This is a genomic window from Massilia aquatica, assembly GCF_011682045.1.
In the GTDB taxonomy this organism is placed as follows: domain Bacteria; phylum Pseudomonadota; class Gammaproteobacteria; order Burkholderiales; family Burkholderiaceae_D; genus Telluria_A; species Telluria_A aquatica.
In genome coordinates this window covers 44963-62699 of record NZ_VVIW01000029.1, presented here as the reverse complement: position 1 = coordinate 62699, position 17737 = coordinate 44963, and the positions used below count along the sequence as shown (strand labels likewise).

General features: G+C 58.7%; 15 protein-coding genes. 6 read left to right on the top strand and 9 right to left on the bottom strand.

Annotated features, from left to right (window positions below):
• Positions 1-75: 75 nt before the first annotated feature.
• The 7 genes from F1609_RS29630 to F1609_RS35455 all read right to left on the bottom strand — a co-directional run bounded on the left by F1609_RS29630 (position 76) and on the right by F1609_RS35455 (position 5245).
• The gene (locus tag F1609_RS29630) at positions 76-1125 is read right to left on the bottom strand and encodes an NAD(P)-dependent alcohol dehydrogenase (RefSeq protein WP_167080803.1); all 1050 of its coding nucleotides are present in this window, start codon (positions 1123-1125) and stop codon (positions 76-78) included.
• Positions 1126-1357: 232 nt separating this feature from the next.
• The gene (locus tag F1609_RS29625; RefSeq protein ID WP_167080801.1) at positions 1358-1891 is read right to left on the bottom strand and encodes a 3'-5' exonuclease; all 534 of its coding nucleotides are present in this window, start codon (positions 1889-1891) and stop codon (positions 1358-1360) included.
• A gap of 12 nt (positions 1892-1903) precedes the next feature.
• A complete protein-coding gene (locus tag F1609_RS29620; RefSeq protein ID WP_167080799.1) occupies positions 1904-2293 on the bottom strand; it encodes a hypothetical protein in 390 nt (129 codons plus the stop codon).
• A gap of 359 nt (positions 2294-2652) precedes the next feature.
• Positions 2653-3627: a hypothetical protein gene (locus F1609_RS29615; RefSeq protein WP_167080797.1), complete on the bottom strand. Its 975-nt coding sequence runs from the start codon at positions 3625-3627 to the stop codon at positions 2653-2655.
• A gap of 174 nt (positions 3628-3801) precedes the next feature.
• On the bottom strand, positions 3802-4071 hold the full coding sequence (locus F1609_RS29610) for a hypothetical protein (RefSeq protein ID WP_167080795.1): 270 nt from the start codon (positions 4069-4071) through the stop codon (positions 3802-3804).
• 284 nt (positions 4072-4355) lie between these two features.
• Positions 4356-5042 (bottom strand): IS66 family transposase, encoded by a 687-nt coding sequence (locus F1609_RS29605; protein WP_267876821.1) that lies wholly within the window; start codon positions 5040-5042, stop codon positions 4356-4358.
• The gene (locus F1609_RS35455; RefSeq protein WP_370661687.1) at positions 4964-5245 is read right to left on the bottom strand and encodes an IS66 family transposase; all 282 of its coding nucleotides are present in this window, start codon (positions 5243-5245) and stop codon (positions 4964-4966) included. Before F1609_RS35455 ends, F1609_RS29605 begins: the two co-directional genes overlap by 79 nt.
• Before the next feature lie 295 nt (positions 5246-5540).
• On the opposite strand from F1609_RS35455, the gene F1609_RS29595 reads away from it, so the two are divergent.
• The 5 genes from F1609_RS29595 to F1609_RS29575 all read left to right on the top strand — a co-directional run bounded on the left by F1609_RS29595 (position 5541) and on the right by F1609_RS29575 (position 8342).
• Positions 5541-5975, top strand: a complete 435-nt coding sequence (locus F1609_RS29595; protein WP_167080789.1) for a hypothetical protein — start codon at positions 5541-5543, stop codon at positions 5973-5975.
• Between the two features lie 71 nt (positions 5976-6046).
• Complete coding sequence (locus tag F1609_RS29590) at positions 6047-6553, top strand: immunity protein RhsI2 family protein (RefSeq protein ID WP_167080787.1); 507 nt, start codon at positions 6047-6049, stop codon at positions 6551-6553.
• Positions 6554-6559: 6 nt separating this feature from the next.
• Positions 6560-7093 carry an immunity protein RhsI2 family protein gene (locus F1609_RS29585; RefSeq protein WP_167080785.1) on the top strand — a complete coding sequence of 178 codons (534 nt, stop codon included), beginning with the start codon at positions 6560-6562 and terminating at the stop codon, positions 7091-7093.
• Positions 7094-7312: 219 nt separating this feature from the next.
• Entirely contained in the window at positions 7313-7687 is a 375-nt protein-coding gene (locus F1609_RS29580; RefSeq protein WP_167080783.1) for a hypothetical protein, read from the top strand.
• A 490-nt stretch (positions 7688-8177) separates the two neighbouring features.
• Positions 8178-8342: a hypothetical protein gene (locus F1609_RS29575; RefSeq protein ID WP_167080781.1), complete on the top strand. Its 165-nt coding sequence runs from the start codon at positions 8178-8180 to the stop codon at positions 8340-8342.
• A 175-nt stretch (positions 8343-8517) separates the two neighbouring features.
• Here the strand turns inward: F1609_RS29575 and F1609_RS29570 are convergent, their stop codons facing one another.
• Together F1609_RS29570 and ppsR are read right to left on the bottom strand one after the other, a co-directional pair.
• The gene (locus F1609_RS29570) at positions 8518-14184 is read right to left on the bottom strand and encodes a DUF3320 domain-containing protein (protein ID WP_167080779.1); all 5667 of its coding nucleotides are present in this window, start codon (positions 14182-14184) and stop codon (positions 8518-8520) included.
• 3 nt (positions 14185-14187) lie between these two features.
• Positions 14188-15036, bottom strand: a complete 849-nt coding sequence (ppsR, locus tag F1609_RS29565; RefSeq protein WP_166878825.1) for a posphoenolpyruvate synthetase regulatory kinase/phosphorylase PpsR — start codon at positions 15034-15036, stop codon at positions 14188-14190.
• 179 nt (positions 15037-15215) lie between these two features.
• On the opposite strand from ppsR, the gene ppsA reads away from it, so the two are divergent.
• The gene (gene ppsA / locus F1609_RS29560; RefSeq protein WP_167080777.1) at positions 15216-17648 is read left to right on the top strand and encodes a phosphoenolpyruvate synthase; all 2433 of its coding nucleotides are present in this window, start codon (positions 15216-15218) and stop codon (positions 17646-17648) included.
• Positions 17649-17737: the final 89 nt, after the last annotated feature.

The window sequence follows — 17737 nt, the reverse complement described above, 5'->3', positions numbered from 1 at the left end:
AAATAATCGGATATCTCAACAAAGCGATGCCCTGTGCGGCGAATGCTTTCAGTTGGTCTCCGATCGCCAGTTCGCTTACGGCGCGACCGATTTCATATCGATGACGAAACGGTAGCGCACATCGCTCTTGACCACCCGTTCATACGCTTCGTTGATCATCTTGATGTCGATCAGTTCGATATCGGAAGTGATGTTGTGTTTGCCGCAGAAATCGAGCATTTCCTGGGTTTCCTTGATCGAGCCGATCATCGAGCCGGCCAGGGTGCGGCGCGCGCCGATCAGGTTGAAGGCGTTGATCGGCGGCGTTGCCGCGTCGGGCACGCCCACCAGGGTCATGGTGCCGTCGATTTTCAGCAAACGGATGTAATCGTTCCAGTCGATCGCGGCGCCGACCGTGTTGATGATCAGGTCGAATTGGCCGGCCAGCTTCTTAAAGGTTTCCTTGTCGCTGGTGGCGTAATAGCTGGCCGCGCCGAAGCGCAAGCCGTCGTCCTGCTTCGACAGCGACTGGCTCAATACCGTCACCTCGGCGCCCATGGCGTGTGCGATCTTCACCCCCATGTGGCCAAGGCCGCCGAGGCCGATGATGGCGACTTTCTTGCCCGGACCGGCTTTCCAATGATTCAGCGGCGAATACAGTGTGATGCCGGCGCACAGCAGCGGCGCGGCCTTGTCCAGCGGCAGGTTGGCGGGAATCGACAGCACATAGCCTTCCTTGACGACGATGTGGTCGGAATAGCCGCCGAAGGTCGGCGTGACGCCGTCGGCCTCGACGCTGTTGTAGGTCTGGACCAGACCGGGCATGTACTGCTCCAGATCGGCGTGGCGGGTGCCGCAAGTGGTGCACGAATCGACGAAGCAGCCGACGCCGACATGGTCGCCTACTTTGAATTTGGTGACGTCGGCGCCGACGGCGGTGACCACGCCGGCAATCTCGTGGCCCGGCACCATGGGGAAGGTCGCGCCACCCCATTCATCGCGCGCCTGGTGAATATCGGAGTGGCATACGCCGCAGAATTTGATGTCGATCGCCACGTCATCGGCGCGCGGGGCGCGGCGCTCGAATGAGAAGGGGACCAGTTTTTCCTTGGCGGCCAATGCCGCGTAACCTCGTGCGAGTGTCATGGGTAATAATCCTGTGTAGATGAGATGAGAAGGCCGATGCCTCAGGCGATATTGCGCGCCGGCCCGCAGGCCGGCTACAGTCGCAATATACGCGTTGGCGGACAATTCGACAGGACTGCACGTTGCCCGCGTCGCGGCGGCCCGGCAGGTGGTTGTCGCTCACAGAAGATAGAACGCGTCGATCAGCCCTTTTCCATTTGCTTGCGCCGCGAAGGCGGGCACCGTCGGCGCATCAAAAGAACAGGTACGGGGCCAGATTGGCCATGTTACGGGCGTCGTCGATGCCGCGGTGCGGTTGCCCCTCGAACTCCAGGCCGACTTTGGCAAGAGCCTGTTCGAGTCCGCATGGCTTTCGCATGCTCATGTTGTCGGCGAACCGCTTCTTGATGTTGATGTGTTCATCGCCAAACGGATAGGCAACGTCATGGTATGCACAGTCTTGCCGCAGCTGATGTTTGTCATAGTCGCCCCAACTGCAAAAAACCGCTTGGTTAAAGGAGGCTATCCACGCGGAGAAGCGTGCCAGGACGGCGCCAAAGGTCTCCGCGCTGTCGACTTTCTGTTGCGGGATATTTGTCAGCTGCTTGCAAAAAGCAGTCAGTTGCGTGTTCCGGACGGGTTTGACGAATGCCTGGAACTCGCCAAGCGTGAACGGCCCGTTGCCATGCAAGGCAACGGCACCGATCTCGATGATTTCCATTTCATCGCGCGCGATCTGCCCGCTGTTACAGCAGGTCGCCTCGAAATCGATAATGATGTAAGTCATGATGGTTCCACGTTATGCTGTGCGCCTGCGGGTATTGAGCGTGTGCGCGAGCCAGAAGAGCAGGGCGGGCCACAGTACCACCAGGACGCAGATGAGCAGGCCTGAGAACACTCCGATGGCATTCCTATCGATCTCCAACAATGCGATCGCGGCAAACGCGATCGCATTGACCAGCACCAGGAGCGCCGTGAAAAACAGCCGGTGCCCCTTTCCGGCAACGGCAAGTAGCGCCCCGGGAATGATGGTTGACCACACCCAAAAATAGAAATCGGTTCCGAAAAAAACATGCGCAAAGAAGAAGGTATTTAGCGTGAACACCATCAATCCGACGTGCGTGTACCACGGCAGGTAGGCGGGCCGTGGTGGCGACGCCGGTGGCGACGATTCGAAGTCAGGATGCATATCGTGGTACTTTCTTATTATTAATTGTCAGCTACGCAGTCTGGAATCAGCACACCGGGCGGCGCGGCACCGGGTGAGCACAGGACACGGCTGGACGTATCATCGGAAGAACCGACATGGCGCGCCGAGGAAAATGATAACATTAATGTTTGGAAAATCTTCAATTGCTGAGTACGATGCATCCAACTCATGTGACGTTCAATCATCGTGATTTTTATATGCGCAACTCAGTCAAACTCTCCTCTGAGGGCGCGTAATGTTTGAGTGCAGTCAGGACCTTGTCGAGTCCACGCCACATTGTCTTCACGCCCGGCTCGCCTTCACTCGCTGTTATAGCGTGCAGATGGCTGATATCGGCATTAGAAAATCTTGTGCCAGACACTGTCCTCCATATACGCTGCACCACTATGACCTGCCAGAAGCAATACGTCGCCGCAACTGGAGAGATGGCCTGAGCACACTTTAATGTCATCGCTCACCTTGGCGATGTGAGCTTTCCCGTTCGTGATCTGCCATAAACCATAATCGCTGGTGCACCATATCTGGTTGTCATGCCATACCATATCGCGGAATGGTATAGTCAATTCCCCTTGATGAATCTTTGTCCATTTCTGGTCGCGGCCTCTGAATGTTGTACCTTGGTAACCACTAATGTAAACAAAACCGTCACCTGCGCAGCAAACGGAATAGAGATGCATGTTGCTAGGGAATGATATCTGCTTCCATCGGGCACCATCGAAATGCCAGACGTCCCCGTTTCCACCAACGCAGTAAATGTCCCCGCTGTTAAACCCGTCTATATCTCTAAAGCCTGCATTCTCCCAGTCGAGTGTATAAGTAAAGGGTAAGCCGTGTGTTAGCGAAATCCAGTTATTTTTGTCTTTGCGAAATCCTACTGAGCGCCCGCCGCCAGTCACATATATATGCCCATCAATGGTGCGGCATCGAGAAACACTTCCTCGAAGCGGGCCGCCATCCAGCCATTTTTTTACCCGTAGCTGCATTTCACTTGGGCCTCCTCCTAATGCAAAAACTTGCCCGTCTTTATCAACACTAATTAGCTGGACTTTTGGGCTTTGAGAAACGCTGATTTTGTAATTGTCGGAATTCTTAAATTCACCATGCCCCCACCTATCATTTTCGGGAGCCGATTTTATGTAATATACAATACGTTTTTTGAGCCATGCTTGATTCTGTTGTTCGTCGTCTAACTCGGCAAATATTGACTCTTTTTCACAAAGAGAAAAGTAAAAAATGTCTTTTGATCGGACTGCGCAATCAATAATGAAAAAATTCCCAAAGCTTTCTTCATATTGTTTTTTTGAAATTTCCATTCTGTTCCCTGTTAAAATTAAATATTTCCGGTTGGACGCATGGCTGACGGGTTGTGATCTCCATCTTGCTCCCCCTTCCATTCCCGGATGAGGTATAAGATCAGCGTCGTCGCACTGGATGCGTTTTGGTGAACCAGAAAAATAATTTCATTGCCTGGTAGAGATCCCAGTGGGTTAAAAGAATTTGTGCCAGACACCGTGTTGTTTATAAGCGGCGCCGCTGTTTCCCGCTAATAGAATTACATTGCCACAAGGGGGGAGATGTCCCGAGCAAACTTTAATTTCACTGTCAACGTCCGCAACTATAAGCTTTTCGTCCGGATCTGGAAATCTGGAGGTGTTGGTGCAAAGTGAAAAATAGAAAATGTCCTTCGACCGAATGGCGCAGTCTACAATTATATAGCCGGAAAAGGTTTTTACGTACTGCTCTTTCGAAATGTCCATTTCATCTCCTGCGTTTGGTTAATGTGATCTATTAAGGCAGCATAAATTTTATCTTCGCGCGGCTTTTTCTGCATTTATCTGCGCTCGCTTCGCTTTCTTTATTGCCTTTCCCGGTCCTGTTCCTCTTGCCAGGCCTGAGGGGGGCTGGCCAACTGCCCCGGCTTCATATCGCGGCCAACGACAAGCTCACTTGTTACGGCGTACACGCCAACCGTGGCATGGAGGCGATCACCGCCCATGCCATCTTGCCCTTTCGCTCGGGCGTACTGATGCAGGGTAGCCGTTCACACCCCTACCGGAATTGCCGGTAGTGCAGGCAGCGCCAGACCCCGTCGGGCTGCGGCAATGACGCCAGCAATGTAGGTCCACGACGATGCCGTGCGTTTTCTGCACGTCTCGATAACGCTGGCCAAGAGCGCAAAGGCCCGCGTGCCGGCTTCACTGCGAGTGCCCATGCTGCTACGGCGCGCGATCACCCAATGGTGCAGGGCTTGCTCGGCAGCCTTGTTTGTCAAGGGTAGCTGCGGCTCGGAGACCTGGCGCAAGATGACGTCCCAGTCGAGCAGGAATTCACGCGCAAGGGCACGCAGCTTGTCATTGCCATGGTCCCGGTGTCGCTCGCAGAGTGTGCGCAAGCATGCGATATCGGTAGCGTGCATGCTCGCCAGCGCGCCCACAGGCTGGCTCTGTGCGCAACGGGCGGCATAGATGGCCTCCATCAGCGTACATAGCACCTCATGCATGTCCTTGCCGGCGCGCGCCACCCTGGCGTCGGTGGAATCGATCAAACCTTGGCACTTCCTGATCAAATGCGCCCAGCAACGCAGGCGCCGGCCAAGGTGGCGGTAGGCTTGATAGCCATCGGTCATCAGATTGCCCGCGAACTTGGCCGTCAGTACATTCGACAGGATTTCCAGGCCGCGCGAGCAGATGAAGAACAAGGTGGTATGGCTGGCCACGAACACCCACAGCCAGAACGGCTGGCCGCACTCGTTCCATGGGTCTCGTCGGCGTGGAGCAGGACGGCTTGCTCGATGTCGAGGACCATCTCGTCTTCCAGCGGCGCGACGGCACGACCCGCTTCACGGATGGTTTCGTCGAGCACGCCCGTGCTCAGTTGCAGATCGAACAGCTCGATAATGAATTCACGGATGCGTGCCCGCGGCAAACGCATCCGCAGCGCCAGGAACACGATGGCGCCGGCCAGGCGCGGCCCGATCAGGCGCCATTGTCCGAGCGCCACCTTGTCCCAGAATGGTCGTGGGGCGCGACGTGAGGGAACGACTCGCGTGGCAGCGCGGCTCACCGTCTTCGCAGGAGGGCGCTGTACGCATCATCGAAAGAACCAATATCGAACACTCGGGCTAGAGATACAGATGATAACATTATGCTTGCGAATATTCACTCGATGAGGCATCGGCAGATGCGCGCGGATCGCGAGCAAGTCAAATTGAAGTGCAAGGGAAATAATGTCGCAGGATATCGTCTTGATTTCTATGGAAAATCTAAGTAATCCCGATATTGAAGCGTGGCTGTTACCGCGCTATCGGTTGGGCCATGGGGTGCTGATCAATCGCGTTGCTGTTCTTTATGTCCACGATCATGATGAGGAAGACAGGCAGTTCAGCTATGTTCGCATCAGCGAATTGATCCCTTCCCACGAGGTCGCTGATGATTACAAAGATCACGACATTCTTGACGTTAAACTCAAGATGAGGCTTGAGACATGCCGCTACTATCATGTAACGTTTAATAATTATGAGTTTTACGAAAAGATCATGGCAACGATTTTGACAGGAATGGGCGACGACATTGATTCTTGCTGGATTGATGATAGCTACGGGAGACTTGTTCCCGGTAAGGATGTTTTGGCGAAACTAAACGGCAGGGTGGATGCGCAATGAAAGGGGAAAATGCCGACAATATTTCCTTTTTATTATCTGAGGTTGGAATGTGGAATTATGGTCGGAGCTGAATGTTTTTAAATGCTGAACAAGCGGAAATTCCGATGAAACTGGTTTTCCAATTATCCACTGAATTGAGCGGGGACCCTGAGCGAGTAGCGAGAATTCAGGCGCTGACCAAAGATTGTTCCAGGCCGAGCATGGGACATAAAGGAACATACGGATTATACAATTCCGAAGAGTGGTGGGATAATATCAAAAAAGGAAGTATGCCAAGTCAATATGTCTCAGGTGTAATTCAAGTTCTGGGCCACGCGGGTCAAGAAAGCCGCGACACAAATTCGTTTGTTCTTTTATTGGATGACGGATCGACAAGATTCGACAGTATTTATTGCAATAATCGCCGTGATATCGAATTTTTTCGCGTAGGTTGCCGGGTTGATGTTTTTTCTGTTTTTGATCCTCCAAAAATTACCAGACCTGTTGTCCCTGGGCTCGAGCGATCTAAAATCTTGATTGAAATGGCGGTTTCAACTATGCCGGTCGCATCAATAATTGACGGGAGTAATGATTCTTAAATTCATATGTGGCCATTTGTCATCGGAGATTGGTATGTTCTTAAAACTGAACAAGCGGAAGTTTCAATGAATTTAGTATATCGGTTGACCACTGAATTGCGAAAGGACCCGTCTAGAGTTGCCAGCGTTCGAGAGATAAGTGCTGATACGTCGCGGCCGAATATGGGATTGAAAGAGGGATTCGGATTGTTCGACTCGGACGAGTGGTGGGGAAATGTAAAAAATGGGAACCTGCGTGGTAACTATGTCTCCGGTGTGATCGAACATCTAAGCCATGCCGGCCAAGATGAAGATGACGACATAAACTCATTTATTATTTTGTTGAACGATGGGTCAACCAGATACCGTTCAATATATTGCAATAATCGTTGCGACGCCGAATTGTTTCGCTTGGGTTGTCGGGTTGACATTTTTAGTGTTTTTGTTCCTGTGAAAAATAGTAGGGCGCCGGGGCTGGAACGGGATTTTTCTGAAATGGTGATTGAAATGGCAGTTTCAACGATGCCGTTGGCATCAATTCTTGAAGTGATTGAAGATTGATAAAAATTGGTTTTAGCGGTTTTTTTTTTGAGAGTGAACGAGTTTTGATGATCCGGATTTTGCGAAGCTAATCGCCAGACTCCTCGCTTAAAGTGATCTGATTAGAATGATACCCTTGAAGCTGGACCAGGAGGAAGAAGACAATGTTTTGTGTGCACTGATTTTTGATTCCGATTTCTTCCCCTGGCCCGACGCGCTGCTGGATCTGGAAAGGCTTGCATGTCAAAAATTGTAGTGGTTGTGCGCAGTTTTGGAGCGGACAAGAAGGCGGTGATACAGGCCGTGCGCAGGACGATTGACACCAGCATTGCTGATATCATCCAGGCCGTCGCGGGCGGCACTCCTGTTATCGAGAAAAAATTCGCAGACCGCGACGATCCGGGGTCCGAGACCAAACTGATCGGCCTGGTCGAGTTGCTGCTTCGCGAAAATGTCGATTTTTCCATCTACGAATTGTTGGATCACCAAACATTTGCCCCTACTGCAACGTATTTCCAGCCAAGCTTGAACGCATTGCGTTGCATCGCTGAGGGACGGATCGCTTCACTTGAATTTCAGCGTAGTCTTGATATCTTGCAAGAGGAGAAGCCCTGAAAGCGTCGTTCGCAGGGTGTGATTCCTGTCTCGCCGTGCAGGTATTCTGAGACACGACGCAACGCTGCCGCACTGGATTCATGTACATGGTATGCGCAAGTAGTTGATACTGAGAGGCTGGCCGGCAGAAGGTTAGTCAGGCAAAAGGGAGGATATCGATCTAAAACGATATTTGTTGGTTTGCAGCGATGATTGGACAAGGTTTAATATGTCGCAAGATATTGTGTTAATTTCCATTGAAGTCTGAAAAATTCTGACATTGAGAATTTTGTCTCTAAACACTGGCGGGTTGGGGAAATAGAATGCATCAATGGTGTTATCGATCTTCAGGTTAATACGATTGATGAAAAAACAAAGACATTTTCGTATGTTACTGTCGGCCAGCTGATTCCTTCGCATGAGTTCGCAAATGATTACGTTGATCACGGTATATTGAACAATGAATTAATGGACTCAGCATCGCTGCCTTGAATTTTTACAGAGTGGCGACATGAATATTGCCGGGGTATCGGCGACTTGTTTGGGCCATATAGCAAGAATCCATCGGAAGCTTGAGAAAGAAAAAGTAATAGCTGCATTGCGAATGAAGCTTGATAGAAGTGAAATTGCTGGAGTGGTTGAGGATGCGCTTGACGATATTTCGACGTTTTCATAGTCGGGGCAGATAGCGGACTCGCGGTACAGTCAACAGTATCGTCACAGGTTCTGTCGAATTAGCGAACGTTCAGGATCAACATCATCAGCACGAACAGCCATGGAAGGTCGCCCAGGCCACGGAATGTGCGTATCGGATCAATGCCGGGCCAGTCGGCCCGGCTTGTCGATCACGCCTACAGCGAGCGCGCATGATCCGACAGCACCAGCACCGGCCCGCTCGCCACCAGCACCATCTCGCGCACCATCAGGTTCAAACGCATCTGCACCGCGTCGCGCAGCGGCCCCTGGATCGGTTTAAACCCGAACATCTTCAACACACCCTTCACGATTTCTTCCTGGCTGGCGCCGAAGTGGCGTTCCACCACCTGGATAATGGCCACCTCGATCTCTTTCGGCGGCAGCATGTCGGCGCGGCGCAGTCCTTCCGAATCGACAAAGGTGCGGTCGCGCGGCGTCACCGGGCTGCCCGGCTTCCACACAAAGCCGTTCAGGCGCGCCACCAGCCCTTGCGCCACGGCGGCATCCACCGCGCGCTCGGTTGCTGCCGCCATGCGCGGACCGACCCGCTGCAAGCCCCAGGTATTGCGCAGCCGGACCACGATTTCATCCAGGTGCACCGGACCTTCGATGTAGACGATCTGCTCGACCAGGTCGACCAGCACGTCGACCGGCGCGTCGTGCAGCTCGTAGTCGCCGGCAGGTTTCACCAGCACCGCTTCCACGTAGCGGTTCCTGCGCTGCGGCGCTTCCTCGGCCGGCGTGATCGCCACTTCGGTCAGGATCTCGCGCTCGATGCGCACCCCTGGCGGCGGTGGCGGCTGGTGCAGCTTCTTGCTTTCTTCGGCGCGCAGGTCGAGCGTCTTGCGCGCCTGGTTGATGGCGGCGATGGTGCGCTGCAGTTGTTCCTGCGGGCGCTGGAACCAGTCGGTGCTCCAGATACGATGGATGATCCAGCCATGGTCTTCCAGCACCGCCTGGCGCAGGCGGTCGCGATCGCGCGCGGAACTCGACGAGTGATACGCCGCGCCGTCGCATTCGATCCCCAGCAGGTAGCGCCCGGGGCGGTCCGGGTCGGGAATGGCCAGGTCGATGAAGAAGCCGGCGATGCCCACCTGCGGATGGACCTCGAAGCCGCGTTCCTGCAATGCGTTGGCCACTTCGACTTCGAACAGGCTGTCGTAATCGCGCCCGCTGCGCAGCGCCATGCCCAGCTGCCCGGTGCGCGCATAGCGCAGGAACAGCTTGAAGGCCTGCACCCCCTTGCCCTTGCCGCGTTCGAGGTCGATGTCTTCGTCGGTGATCGACGCGAATACCTCGCAGCGGCGCTTGGCGCGGCTGATCAGGACATTCAGGCGCCGTTCGCCGCCGTCCGCGCTCAAGGGGCCGAAGCGCATGTTGACCGTGCCGTCGGCATTGCGCCCGTAGCCGACCGAAATGAGGATCACATCGCGCTCGTCGCCCTGCACGTTTTCGAGGTTCTTGATAAAAAACGGCTCGCTCGGATGCGACTGGAAAAAGCTCTCGGCGCGCTGGTCGGCGCGCCGCAGCACTTCGAGCTGGTCTTCGATGGCCTTGCGCTGCGCCACCGAGAAGGTGGCCACGCCCAGCGAATGCTGGGCCGACTGCACGGCGTGGCGCATGATGGCCTCGGCCACCGCTTTCGCTTCCTGCACATTGGTGCCGCTGTTGCCGGTGTCGAAAACGCCGTCCGCCACGTGCGTGAACGACAGGCCCATGCCGGCTTCCTGCGTGTAAGGGCTCGGCACGATGAACAGTTTGTTCTCGTAGAACTGGCTGTTCGATACCGCGATCAGCGACTGGTGGCGGCTGCGGTAGTGCCAGCGCAGCATGCGCTGCGGCAGGCCGCGCGCGGTGAACAGCCCCAGAATGCTTTCGATGTCGGAAACCTGCGCTTCGCCGCCGTCGGTGTCCTCGTCGCTGGCATTGCCGTCGGTCAGCTTGGCGAAAAAGCGCGTCGGCGGCAGTTGGCGTTCGTCGCCCACCACCACCACCTGGCGGCAGCGCGCAATCGCGCCGAGGGCATCGACCGGCTGGATCTGGCTTGCTTCATCCATCACCAAGAGGTCGAAGGTGAGCAGCCCTGGCGGCAGGAACTGCGCCACCGACAAGGGGCTCATCATCAATACCGGCTTGATCGCCTGGATCGCCGGCGCCGCCTTGAGCATCAATTGGCGGATCGGCATGTGGCCGCGCCGGCGCGCCAGTTCGCCGCGCAGCACGCCCAGCGGGCCGATGGCGCTGCCGCCTTGCGGAATGCGCTGGAAGTGCGCGCGCGCCACCTGCAGGCCGGCGGCGCTGATGCGCTGGCGGTCCAGCTCTACGAACTGCTGCACTTCGCTGTCGTGCACCTGGCCGTCGAAACTGGCCAGGGCCGGCTCGGCGCGCACCTGCGATGCGTACAGCGCTTCGAAGTAGCTCATGTTGAACGAGGCCGGGGCCGCGCCGGTACTCAGGCGGCCGCTTTCCATCTCGTCGACGAAGCGCGCCATGCCCATCAGGCGCGCCATGCCGCTGCGTTCGCGCCAGGTGACCCAGCGCGACAACTGCTCGGCGTAGGTGATCCAGTCGGCAAAGCGCACCAGCAGGTCGGCGATCGGCACCTGCGCTGCGCTGTCGGTGCCAAACAGCGACTGGGCGTCGGCGCACAGGGTTTCGAACAGGCCTTCGAGTTCATTGTTCCAGGCGATGAAACTCTGTTCCAGCGCCAGCGCGCGCTGCAAAGGCAGGCTGCGGTCGTCGTGGCGCGCCACCATGGCCGGCAGCGCCGGATTGGCGTTGATCCACTGCGCCGCGCCGATCAGGAAGCTCCAGTCCGAGGCCGCGCCCTGCCAGTGCGAGCCGAAGGCCTGCTCGCCCAGTACGCGCGCCTCGTCGATGCTGGCCGCGATGCGCTGGGCCGTGATCAGGGCGTCGAGCACCGGCAGCAGGTCGGACAAATGCGCCGGCCGGAACGCCAGCGCGCTGCGCACCGTGCCGAGGGCCGCGTCGAGCGCGGCGACAAAAGTGCCCACTTCGGCCAGGTTGGCATGTTCCACCGTCAGGATGTCGGGGAACATGTGGCGGATCGCCGCGCCGCAGTCGTTCCAGCAGTCGCGCAGCAGGGTCAAGGTGTTGTCGAGCGAGCGCTGGACATGGTCCACGCGCACGCCCAGGGCAGGGCGGTCGGTGACGCCGGCGGCGATCAGGCGCGGTTCCGGGCCCATGCCGCGCAGCGTGCGGATCCACGCCACCAGGGCGCGCAGCGGCACCGGCGACGAGCGCTCGGCGCGCCAGTCGCCGCCAAAGGCGGTGCGTCCCAGCTGGTCGTTCTCGCGCAGGAAGCGCATGGTTTTCTGGCCGGCCGAGAGGCGGTCGAGGATGTCGATCTGGCCGACCAGCTCAATATCCGGATTGCGCAGCACCGATTTAATCAGGCCATTGGCGCGGCGCCAGTCGTCGCGCAAGAAGCGCAGCATGCTGCTGCCGTGGATGGCGAGTGCCTGGCGCACGCCGGTCAGGTCGGTGTCCCAGGCTTCGTCGAGCACCTTGTCGGCCAGGTACGTACGGGCCTCGTGCAGGGTGGCCACCGCCTCGGCCAGGTCGGCCGCCTGCTCGATGCCGTGGTCCCACACGCTGGCCGACAATACCTCGGCGCTGACGTCGGGCGCGCAGGCGATGCGCTGGCCGAGGATGAGCGCCTTGCCGATCTCGGACAGGGTATCGGTGCGCGCCGCGGCGCCCAGGTGTGCGCGCAGGCGTTCGGTGTCTTGCAGCAGCGTTGGCAGCTGCACCGCCAGGCGCGCCAGGCGCCCGAAGGCGGCGTCGCTCATTCCGGCCGGCAGCGGGCGCAGTGCCTGGCGCACCGGTTTCAGGTCGAGGTGCCAGGCGTCGGGTGTGGCTTTGCCTTCCAAAAACGTGACCAGCTGCGCGTACTGCGCGCCCTGTTCGACCAGGTTGGTCATGTCTTCGCGCTGTGTGGTCCAGACCGGCGACGACAAGGCCTGGCGCGACAGGCGCGGCGCATTCGCCACGCGGTGCGCCATGTCGGCGATGCGGGCAAAATCGTCGCAGCTGTCGGGCGGCCCCATGTCGAGCGCCGCGGCCAGGGTGGTCTGGCTGGCCGCCAGTTCCGACAGGCCGCCGCTGGCGCGCGTAATGCGCTGGGCCAGGCGCTCCATTTCGGTCGGCGAGATATTCGTCATGCGCACCCCGCGCCATGGGTGCTGCGAGGGCAGGCCCATCTCGGCCAGGCGCTGCGCCAGTTCGCTCACCAGCTGGTAGCGCTGCGCGCGTTCGTCCGGCGTCCAGGTGTCGGGCTGGTCGAACGGATTATTCAGGGGCGCCACGCGCTGGCGCTGCAGTTCGGTGATATGGCCGATCACCTGGTAGGGCGTCAGGCGCGCCACCGGGTGCTCGGCGTGCATGCGGTCGGCATGGCCGTTGAGGGTGTCGCGCGCCAGTTGCAGGCGCGCGTTGAGGGTGGCCGGCAGCTCGCCGCGCGGCGCGCCCAGGTCGGCGGTGCGGCGCAGTTCTTCCAGCAGCACGCGCTTGTTGGCCTTGTTGCTGTGCAGTTCGAGGCAGGCGTCGCCCACGCCGGCATGGTCGAGGCGGCGCTTGACCACGTCCAGCGCGGCCATCTTTTCGGCCACGAACAGCACGCTCTTGCCGTCGGCGACCGCCGAGGCGATGATGTTGGCGATGGTTTGCGACTTGCCGGTGCCGGGCGGGCCCTGGATCACCAGGTTGCGGCCGCTGCGCACGTCGTGCACGGCCAGCGCCTGCGAGCTGTCGCAGTCGACGATGTGCAGCAGTTCGGCGGGCGAAATGACGGCGTCGATCGGGGTGTCGTCGGGGATCATCGGGGTGTCGCTGCTAAAGCCGTCCGAGAGCAGGCCGCGCATCAGCGGCTGGCCGAGCAGGCCTTGCTGCACCGGCCACACCGACGGATCGAGGTCGCGGTACATCAGGAATTTGGCGAACGAGAAAAAGCCCATCACAACATCGTTAACAAGCACCTGCCAGTTTTCTTTCGAGGCGATCGCTTGCGCGACCTCGTTGATGTAGGCGGTCGGGTTGAAGTCGTCGCCAGCCTCGAAGGTGGGCAGGGTGATGCCGTGCACGCGCTGCAAAAACGCTTCGAGCGAGAGATTGGCTGACAGTTCTTCCTGGCGCCAGCGCAGCTTGAATTGTTCGGCCGCGTTGCCGCGCTGGAGACTGACCGGAATCAGGATCAGCGGCGCGTAGCGGATGTTCCTCGCGTTGGCCGGGTCGATCCATTTGAGGGTGCCGAGCGTGAGGTACAAAATGTTCACGCCCTGTTCTTCTTCCAGCGTGCGGGCGTCGTTGTACAGGTCGAGCAGGCGCTTTTGCAGGCCTTTGGAGGTCAGCTTGGTTTGCAGTTTGGTGTCGTTATGGCGCAGCATAACGCCGTTTTCGTCGACTTCCTCGTCGGGCTGGGCCAGTTCCTCGGGCACGCCGGCGTCTTCGGCCAACTGCGCCGCGGTGGCCACGAAGGCCGCGCTGTGCCCGGGCAGGAAGGTGAGCGCGCGGTTTTCCGTGACCAGCATGCGGAAAATATCGCTCGAACGCTCGTCGATCACGTCGATGATGCGGGTCGATTTGGCCGAACGCGGAATGTTCAGCAGCCGGTTGCGCGCCGACAGGTCGAGCAGCTCCATGCGCGCGCGTTCGAGCTTGTCGTGCGCGCTCAGGTTGCGATCAAGGAACTCCGAGATCTTTTCCTGCGCTGCCTCGGGCGCAGGAGCGGCCGCAAGTTCCGCAGCGCCATCGGACAGGCCATCGGCCACGGGATCGATCTTCTTGCTTTCAGCTTCACTCATGTATTAATACTCGCGCCGATCCGGTTTGATTTCCTGCAAAATGGTGGTGGCGATTTCCTCGATGGACTTGGTGGTCGACGACAGCCAGCGGATGCCTTCGCGCTTCATCATCAGCTCGGCCTCGTTGACTTCGTAGCGGCAATTCTCGATCGACGCGTACTTGCTGCCGGCGCGCCGCTCATGGCGGATTTCGGACAGGCGCTCCGGCGTGATCGACAGGCCAAAAATCTTGTCGCGGAACGGCGGCAGCGACGAGGGCAGGCGGCCGCGCTCGAAATCGTCGGGAATGAGCGGATAGTTGGCCGCTTTGATGCCGTACTGCATCGCCAAATACAGGCTGGTGGGGGTCTTGCCCGAGCGCGACACGCCCACCAGGATCACATCGGCGGCCGACAGGTTCTTGTGCGACTGCCCATCGTCATGCGCCAGCGAGAAATTGATCGCTTCGATGCGGTTCTTGTACTCCTGGCTGTCGACAATATTGTGCGAGCGCCCGATGGTGTGGGTCGACTTGACGCCCAGTTCCTGTTCCAGTGGGGCAACAAAAGTCTGGATCAAGTCCATGTGCATGCCGCGCGACTGCCGGATCACGTTCGACAGGTCGGGCTTGACCAGGGTCGAGAACACGATCGGGCGCTGGCCGTCGGTGGTGAGCGCCTCGTTGATCTTGCGCGCCGCGTCGTAGGCCTTGTCGAGCGTGTCGATGAAGGGCAGGCGTACCTGGCGGAAACGCATTTCGAACTGGGTGAGGACGGCGTGGCCGAATGTCTCTGCGGTAATACCTGTGCCATCGGAAACGAAAAACACGGTCCGGGCGGAGGTGGGCAGGGGTGGGCGTGGTTCTGTGGTCATATTTGTCGTGTCGGCTTCCTGTGCTGCCAATGTTTCAAGTTGTGCGCTGTAAATTCGCGGCGCAGGCTGTAAAATGCTCTGCAACGCATCAATTGTGCGGCACGGCCCCAAGAATAACAAGAAAACATAGTCAGTCCCGCTCTGCGAACAGATTTCTACTATCAGTAAGGGTGTTTGTTATGACCAAGTTGTCTACCGCAGCATTGAAGGAACCGGATCGCACCGGGGTGTACGTGGCATCGTTCGAGAAATTGCGCATGACGGATGTGGAATCCGTCGGCGGCAAGAACGCTTCGCTCGGCGAAATGATCAGCCAGCTGGCCGGCGCCGGCGTGCGCGTGCCGGGCGGCTTTGCCACCACGGCCGACGCCTTCCGCGACTTTTTGGCGCACGGCATCGACGGCGGCCCGTCGCTGGGCGACCGCATTGCCACCCGCCTCGAAGGCCTGAACATCGACGACGTGCGCTCGCTCGCCGCCGCCGGCGCCGAGATCCGCAAATGGATCGTCGAAACGCCGTTCCAGGCCCGCCTGGAAGAAGAAATCCGCACCTTTTATGCGCGGCTGGTGGCCGATTCCGAAGTCGAAATGTCGTTCGCCGTGCGTTCCTCGGCCACCGCCGAAGATCTGCCGGATGCGTCGTTCGCGGGCCAGCAGGAGAGTTTCCTGAACGTGGTCGGCATCGACAACGTGCTGGAAGCGATGAAGCACGTGTTCGCGTCGCTGTACAACGACCGCGCCATTTCCTACCGCGTGCACAAGGGCTTTACCCACGCCGAAGTGGCGTTGTCGGCTGGCGTGCAGCGCATGGTGCGCTCCGACCTGGGCGCGGCCGGCGTGATGTTTACGATCGATACCGAATCGGGTTTTAAGGACGTGGTGTTCGTCACCTCCAGCTACGGTCTGGGTGAGACGGTGGTGCAGGGCGCGGTCAATCCCGACGAATTCTATGTGCATAAACCGATGCTGGAACAGGGCAAGTCGCCCGTGATCCGCCGCAATATTGGCTCCAAATTGGTGAAGATGGAATTTACCGCCGAAGCCAAAGCCGGCCGCTCGGTCAAGACCGTCGATGTGCCGATCGAAATGCGCAACCGCTATTCGCTCAACGACGCCGAAGTGGTGGAACTGGCCAAGTACGCCGTCATCATCGAAAACCACTACGGCCGTCCGATGGACATCGAGTGGGGCAAGGATGGCCGCGACGGCAAGCTGTACATCCTGCAGGCGCGTCCCGAGACCGTCAAGTCGCAGCAAAAACCCACCGACGCCCAGCAGCGCTTCAAGCTCAAAGGCAGCGGCACGGTGCTGGCGCAGGGCCGCGCCATCGGCCAGAAGATCGGCGCGGGCCGCGTGCGCGTGATTCACGATCCGTCCGAAATGGAACGTGTGCAGCCGGGCGACGTGCTGGTGGCCGACATGACCGACCCTAACTGGGAACCGGTGATGAAGCGCGCTTCGGCCATCGTCACCAACCGCGGCGGGCGTACCTGCCACGCGGCCATCATCGCGCGCGAACTGGGCGTGCCGGCCGTTGTCGGCTGCGGCGACGCCACCGAAACGCTGAAAGACGGCATGCTGGTCACCGTGTCCTGCGCCGAAGGCGACGAGGGCATGATCTACGACGGCTTGCTGGAAACGGAAGTGTCGGAAGTGGCGCGCGGCGAACTGCCGCCGATCGCCACCAAGATCATGATGAACGTCGGGAACCCGCAGCTGGCCTTCGACTTCCAGTCGATTCCGAACGGCGGCGTGGGCCTGGCGCGCCTCGAGTTCATCATCAATAACAATATTGGCGTGCACCCAAAAGCGATTCTCGAGTATCCGAACATCGATGCCGACCTGAAAAAAGCGGTGGAATCGGTGGCGCGCGGCCATGCCTCGCCAAAGGCCTTCTACGTCGACAAGTTGGCCGAAGGGATCGCGACGATTGCGGCCGCGTTCTGGCCGAAGCCGGTCATCGTGCGCCTGTCCGACTTCAAGTCGAACGAGTACAAGAAGCTGATCGGCGGTTCGCGTTACGAGCCGGATGAAGAAAACCCGATGCTCGGTTTCCGTGGCGCCGCGCGCTACCTGTCGCCGGACTTTGCCGAGTCGTTCGAGATGGAATGCGCGGCCATGAAGCGCGTGCGCAACGACATGGGCCTGACCAACGTCGAGATCATGGTGCCGTTCGTGCGTACCCTGGGCCAGGCTGAGAAAGTGGTCAATCTGCTGGCCAAGAATGGCCTCAAGCGCGGCGAAAACGGCCTGCGCCTGATCATGATGTGCGAAGTGCCGTCGAATGCGATCCTGGCCAACGAGTTCCTGCAGCACTTCGATGGCTTTTCGATCGGTTCCAACGACCTGACCCAGCTCACGCTCGGCCTGGACCGCGATTCGGGCATGGCGCTGCTGGCGGCCGACTTCGACGAGCGTGATCCGGCGGTCAAGGCGCTGCTGTCGATGGCGATCAAGGCGTGCCGCGACCAGGGCAAGTACATCGGCATCTGCGGCCAGGGGCCGTCCGACCATCCAGATTTTGCGGCATGGCTGATGGGCGAGGGCATCGAGTCGATGTCGCTCAATCCTGACTCGGTGATCGATACCTGGCAGAAGCTGGCCGCGCTGTAATAGCTGGTGCCCTGCGCCATGTAACGCCGCTCAACGGCGTTACACGTCAAGCCGTCGTTCCCGCCATTGGCGGAAACGGCGGTTTTTCG

What these genes read in the sequence shown, in the direction of transcription:
- F1609_RS29630 (WP_167080803.1), bottom strand. Translation starts at nt 1,125, where the DNA reads ATGACACTCGCACGAGGTTACGCGGCATTGGCCGCCAAGGAAAAACTG.
- F1609_RS29625 (WP_167080801.1), bottom strand. Translation starts at nt 1,891, where the DNA reads ATGACTTACATCATTATCGATTTCGAGGCGACCTGCTGTAACAGCGGG.
- F1609_RS29620 (WP_167080799.1), bottom strand. Translation starts at nt 2,293, where the DNA reads ATGCATCCTGACTTCGAATCGTCGCCACCGGCGTCGCCACCACGGCCC.
- F1609_RS29615 (WP_167080797.1), bottom strand. Translation starts at nt 3,627, where the DNA reads ATGGAAATTTCAAAAAAACAATATGAAGAAAGCTTTGGGAATTTTTTC.
- F1609_RS29610 (WP_167080795.1), bottom strand. Translation starts at nt 4,071, where the DNA reads ATGGACATTTCGAAAGAGCAGTACGTAAAAACCTTTTCCGGCTATATA.
- F1609_RS35455 (WP_370661687.1), bottom strand. Translation starts at nt 5,245, where the DNA reads ATGCGTTTGCCGCGGGCACGCATCCGTGAATTCATTATCGAGCTGTTC.
- F1609_RS29595 (WP_167080789.1), top strand. Translation starts at nt 5,541, where the DNA reads ATGTCGCAGGATATCGTCTTGATTTCTATGGAAAATCTAAGTAATCCC.
- F1609_RS29590 (WP_167080787.1), top strand. Translation starts at nt 6,047, where the DNA reads ATGTTTTTAAATGCTGAACAAGCGGAAATTCCGATGAAACTGGTTTTC.
- F1609_RS29585 (WP_167080785.1), top strand. Translation starts at nt 6,560, where the DNA reads ATGTGGCCATTTGTCATCGGAGATTGGTATGTTCTTAAAACTGAACAA.
- F1609_RS29580 (WP_167080783.1), top strand. Translation starts at nt 7,313, where the DNA reads ATGTCAAAAATTGTAGTGGTTGTGCGCAGTTTTGGAGCGGACAAGAAG.
- F1609_RS29575 (WP_167080781.1), top strand. Translation starts at nt 8,178, where the DNA reads ATGAATATTGCCGGGGTATCGGCGACTTGTTTGGGCCATATAGCAAGA.
- F1609_RS29570 (WP_167080779.1), bottom strand. Translation starts at nt 14,184, where the DNA reads ATGAGTGAAGCTGAAAGCAAGAAGATCGATCCCGTGGCCGATGGCCTG.
- ppsR (WP_166878825.1), bottom strand. Translation starts at nt 15,036, where the DNA reads ATGACCACAGAACCACGCCCACCCCTGCCCACCTCCGCCCGGACCGTG.
- ppsA (WP_167080777.1), top strand. Translation starts at nt 15,216, where the DNA reads ATGACCAAGTTGTCTACCGCAGCATTGAAGGAACCGGATCGCACCGGG.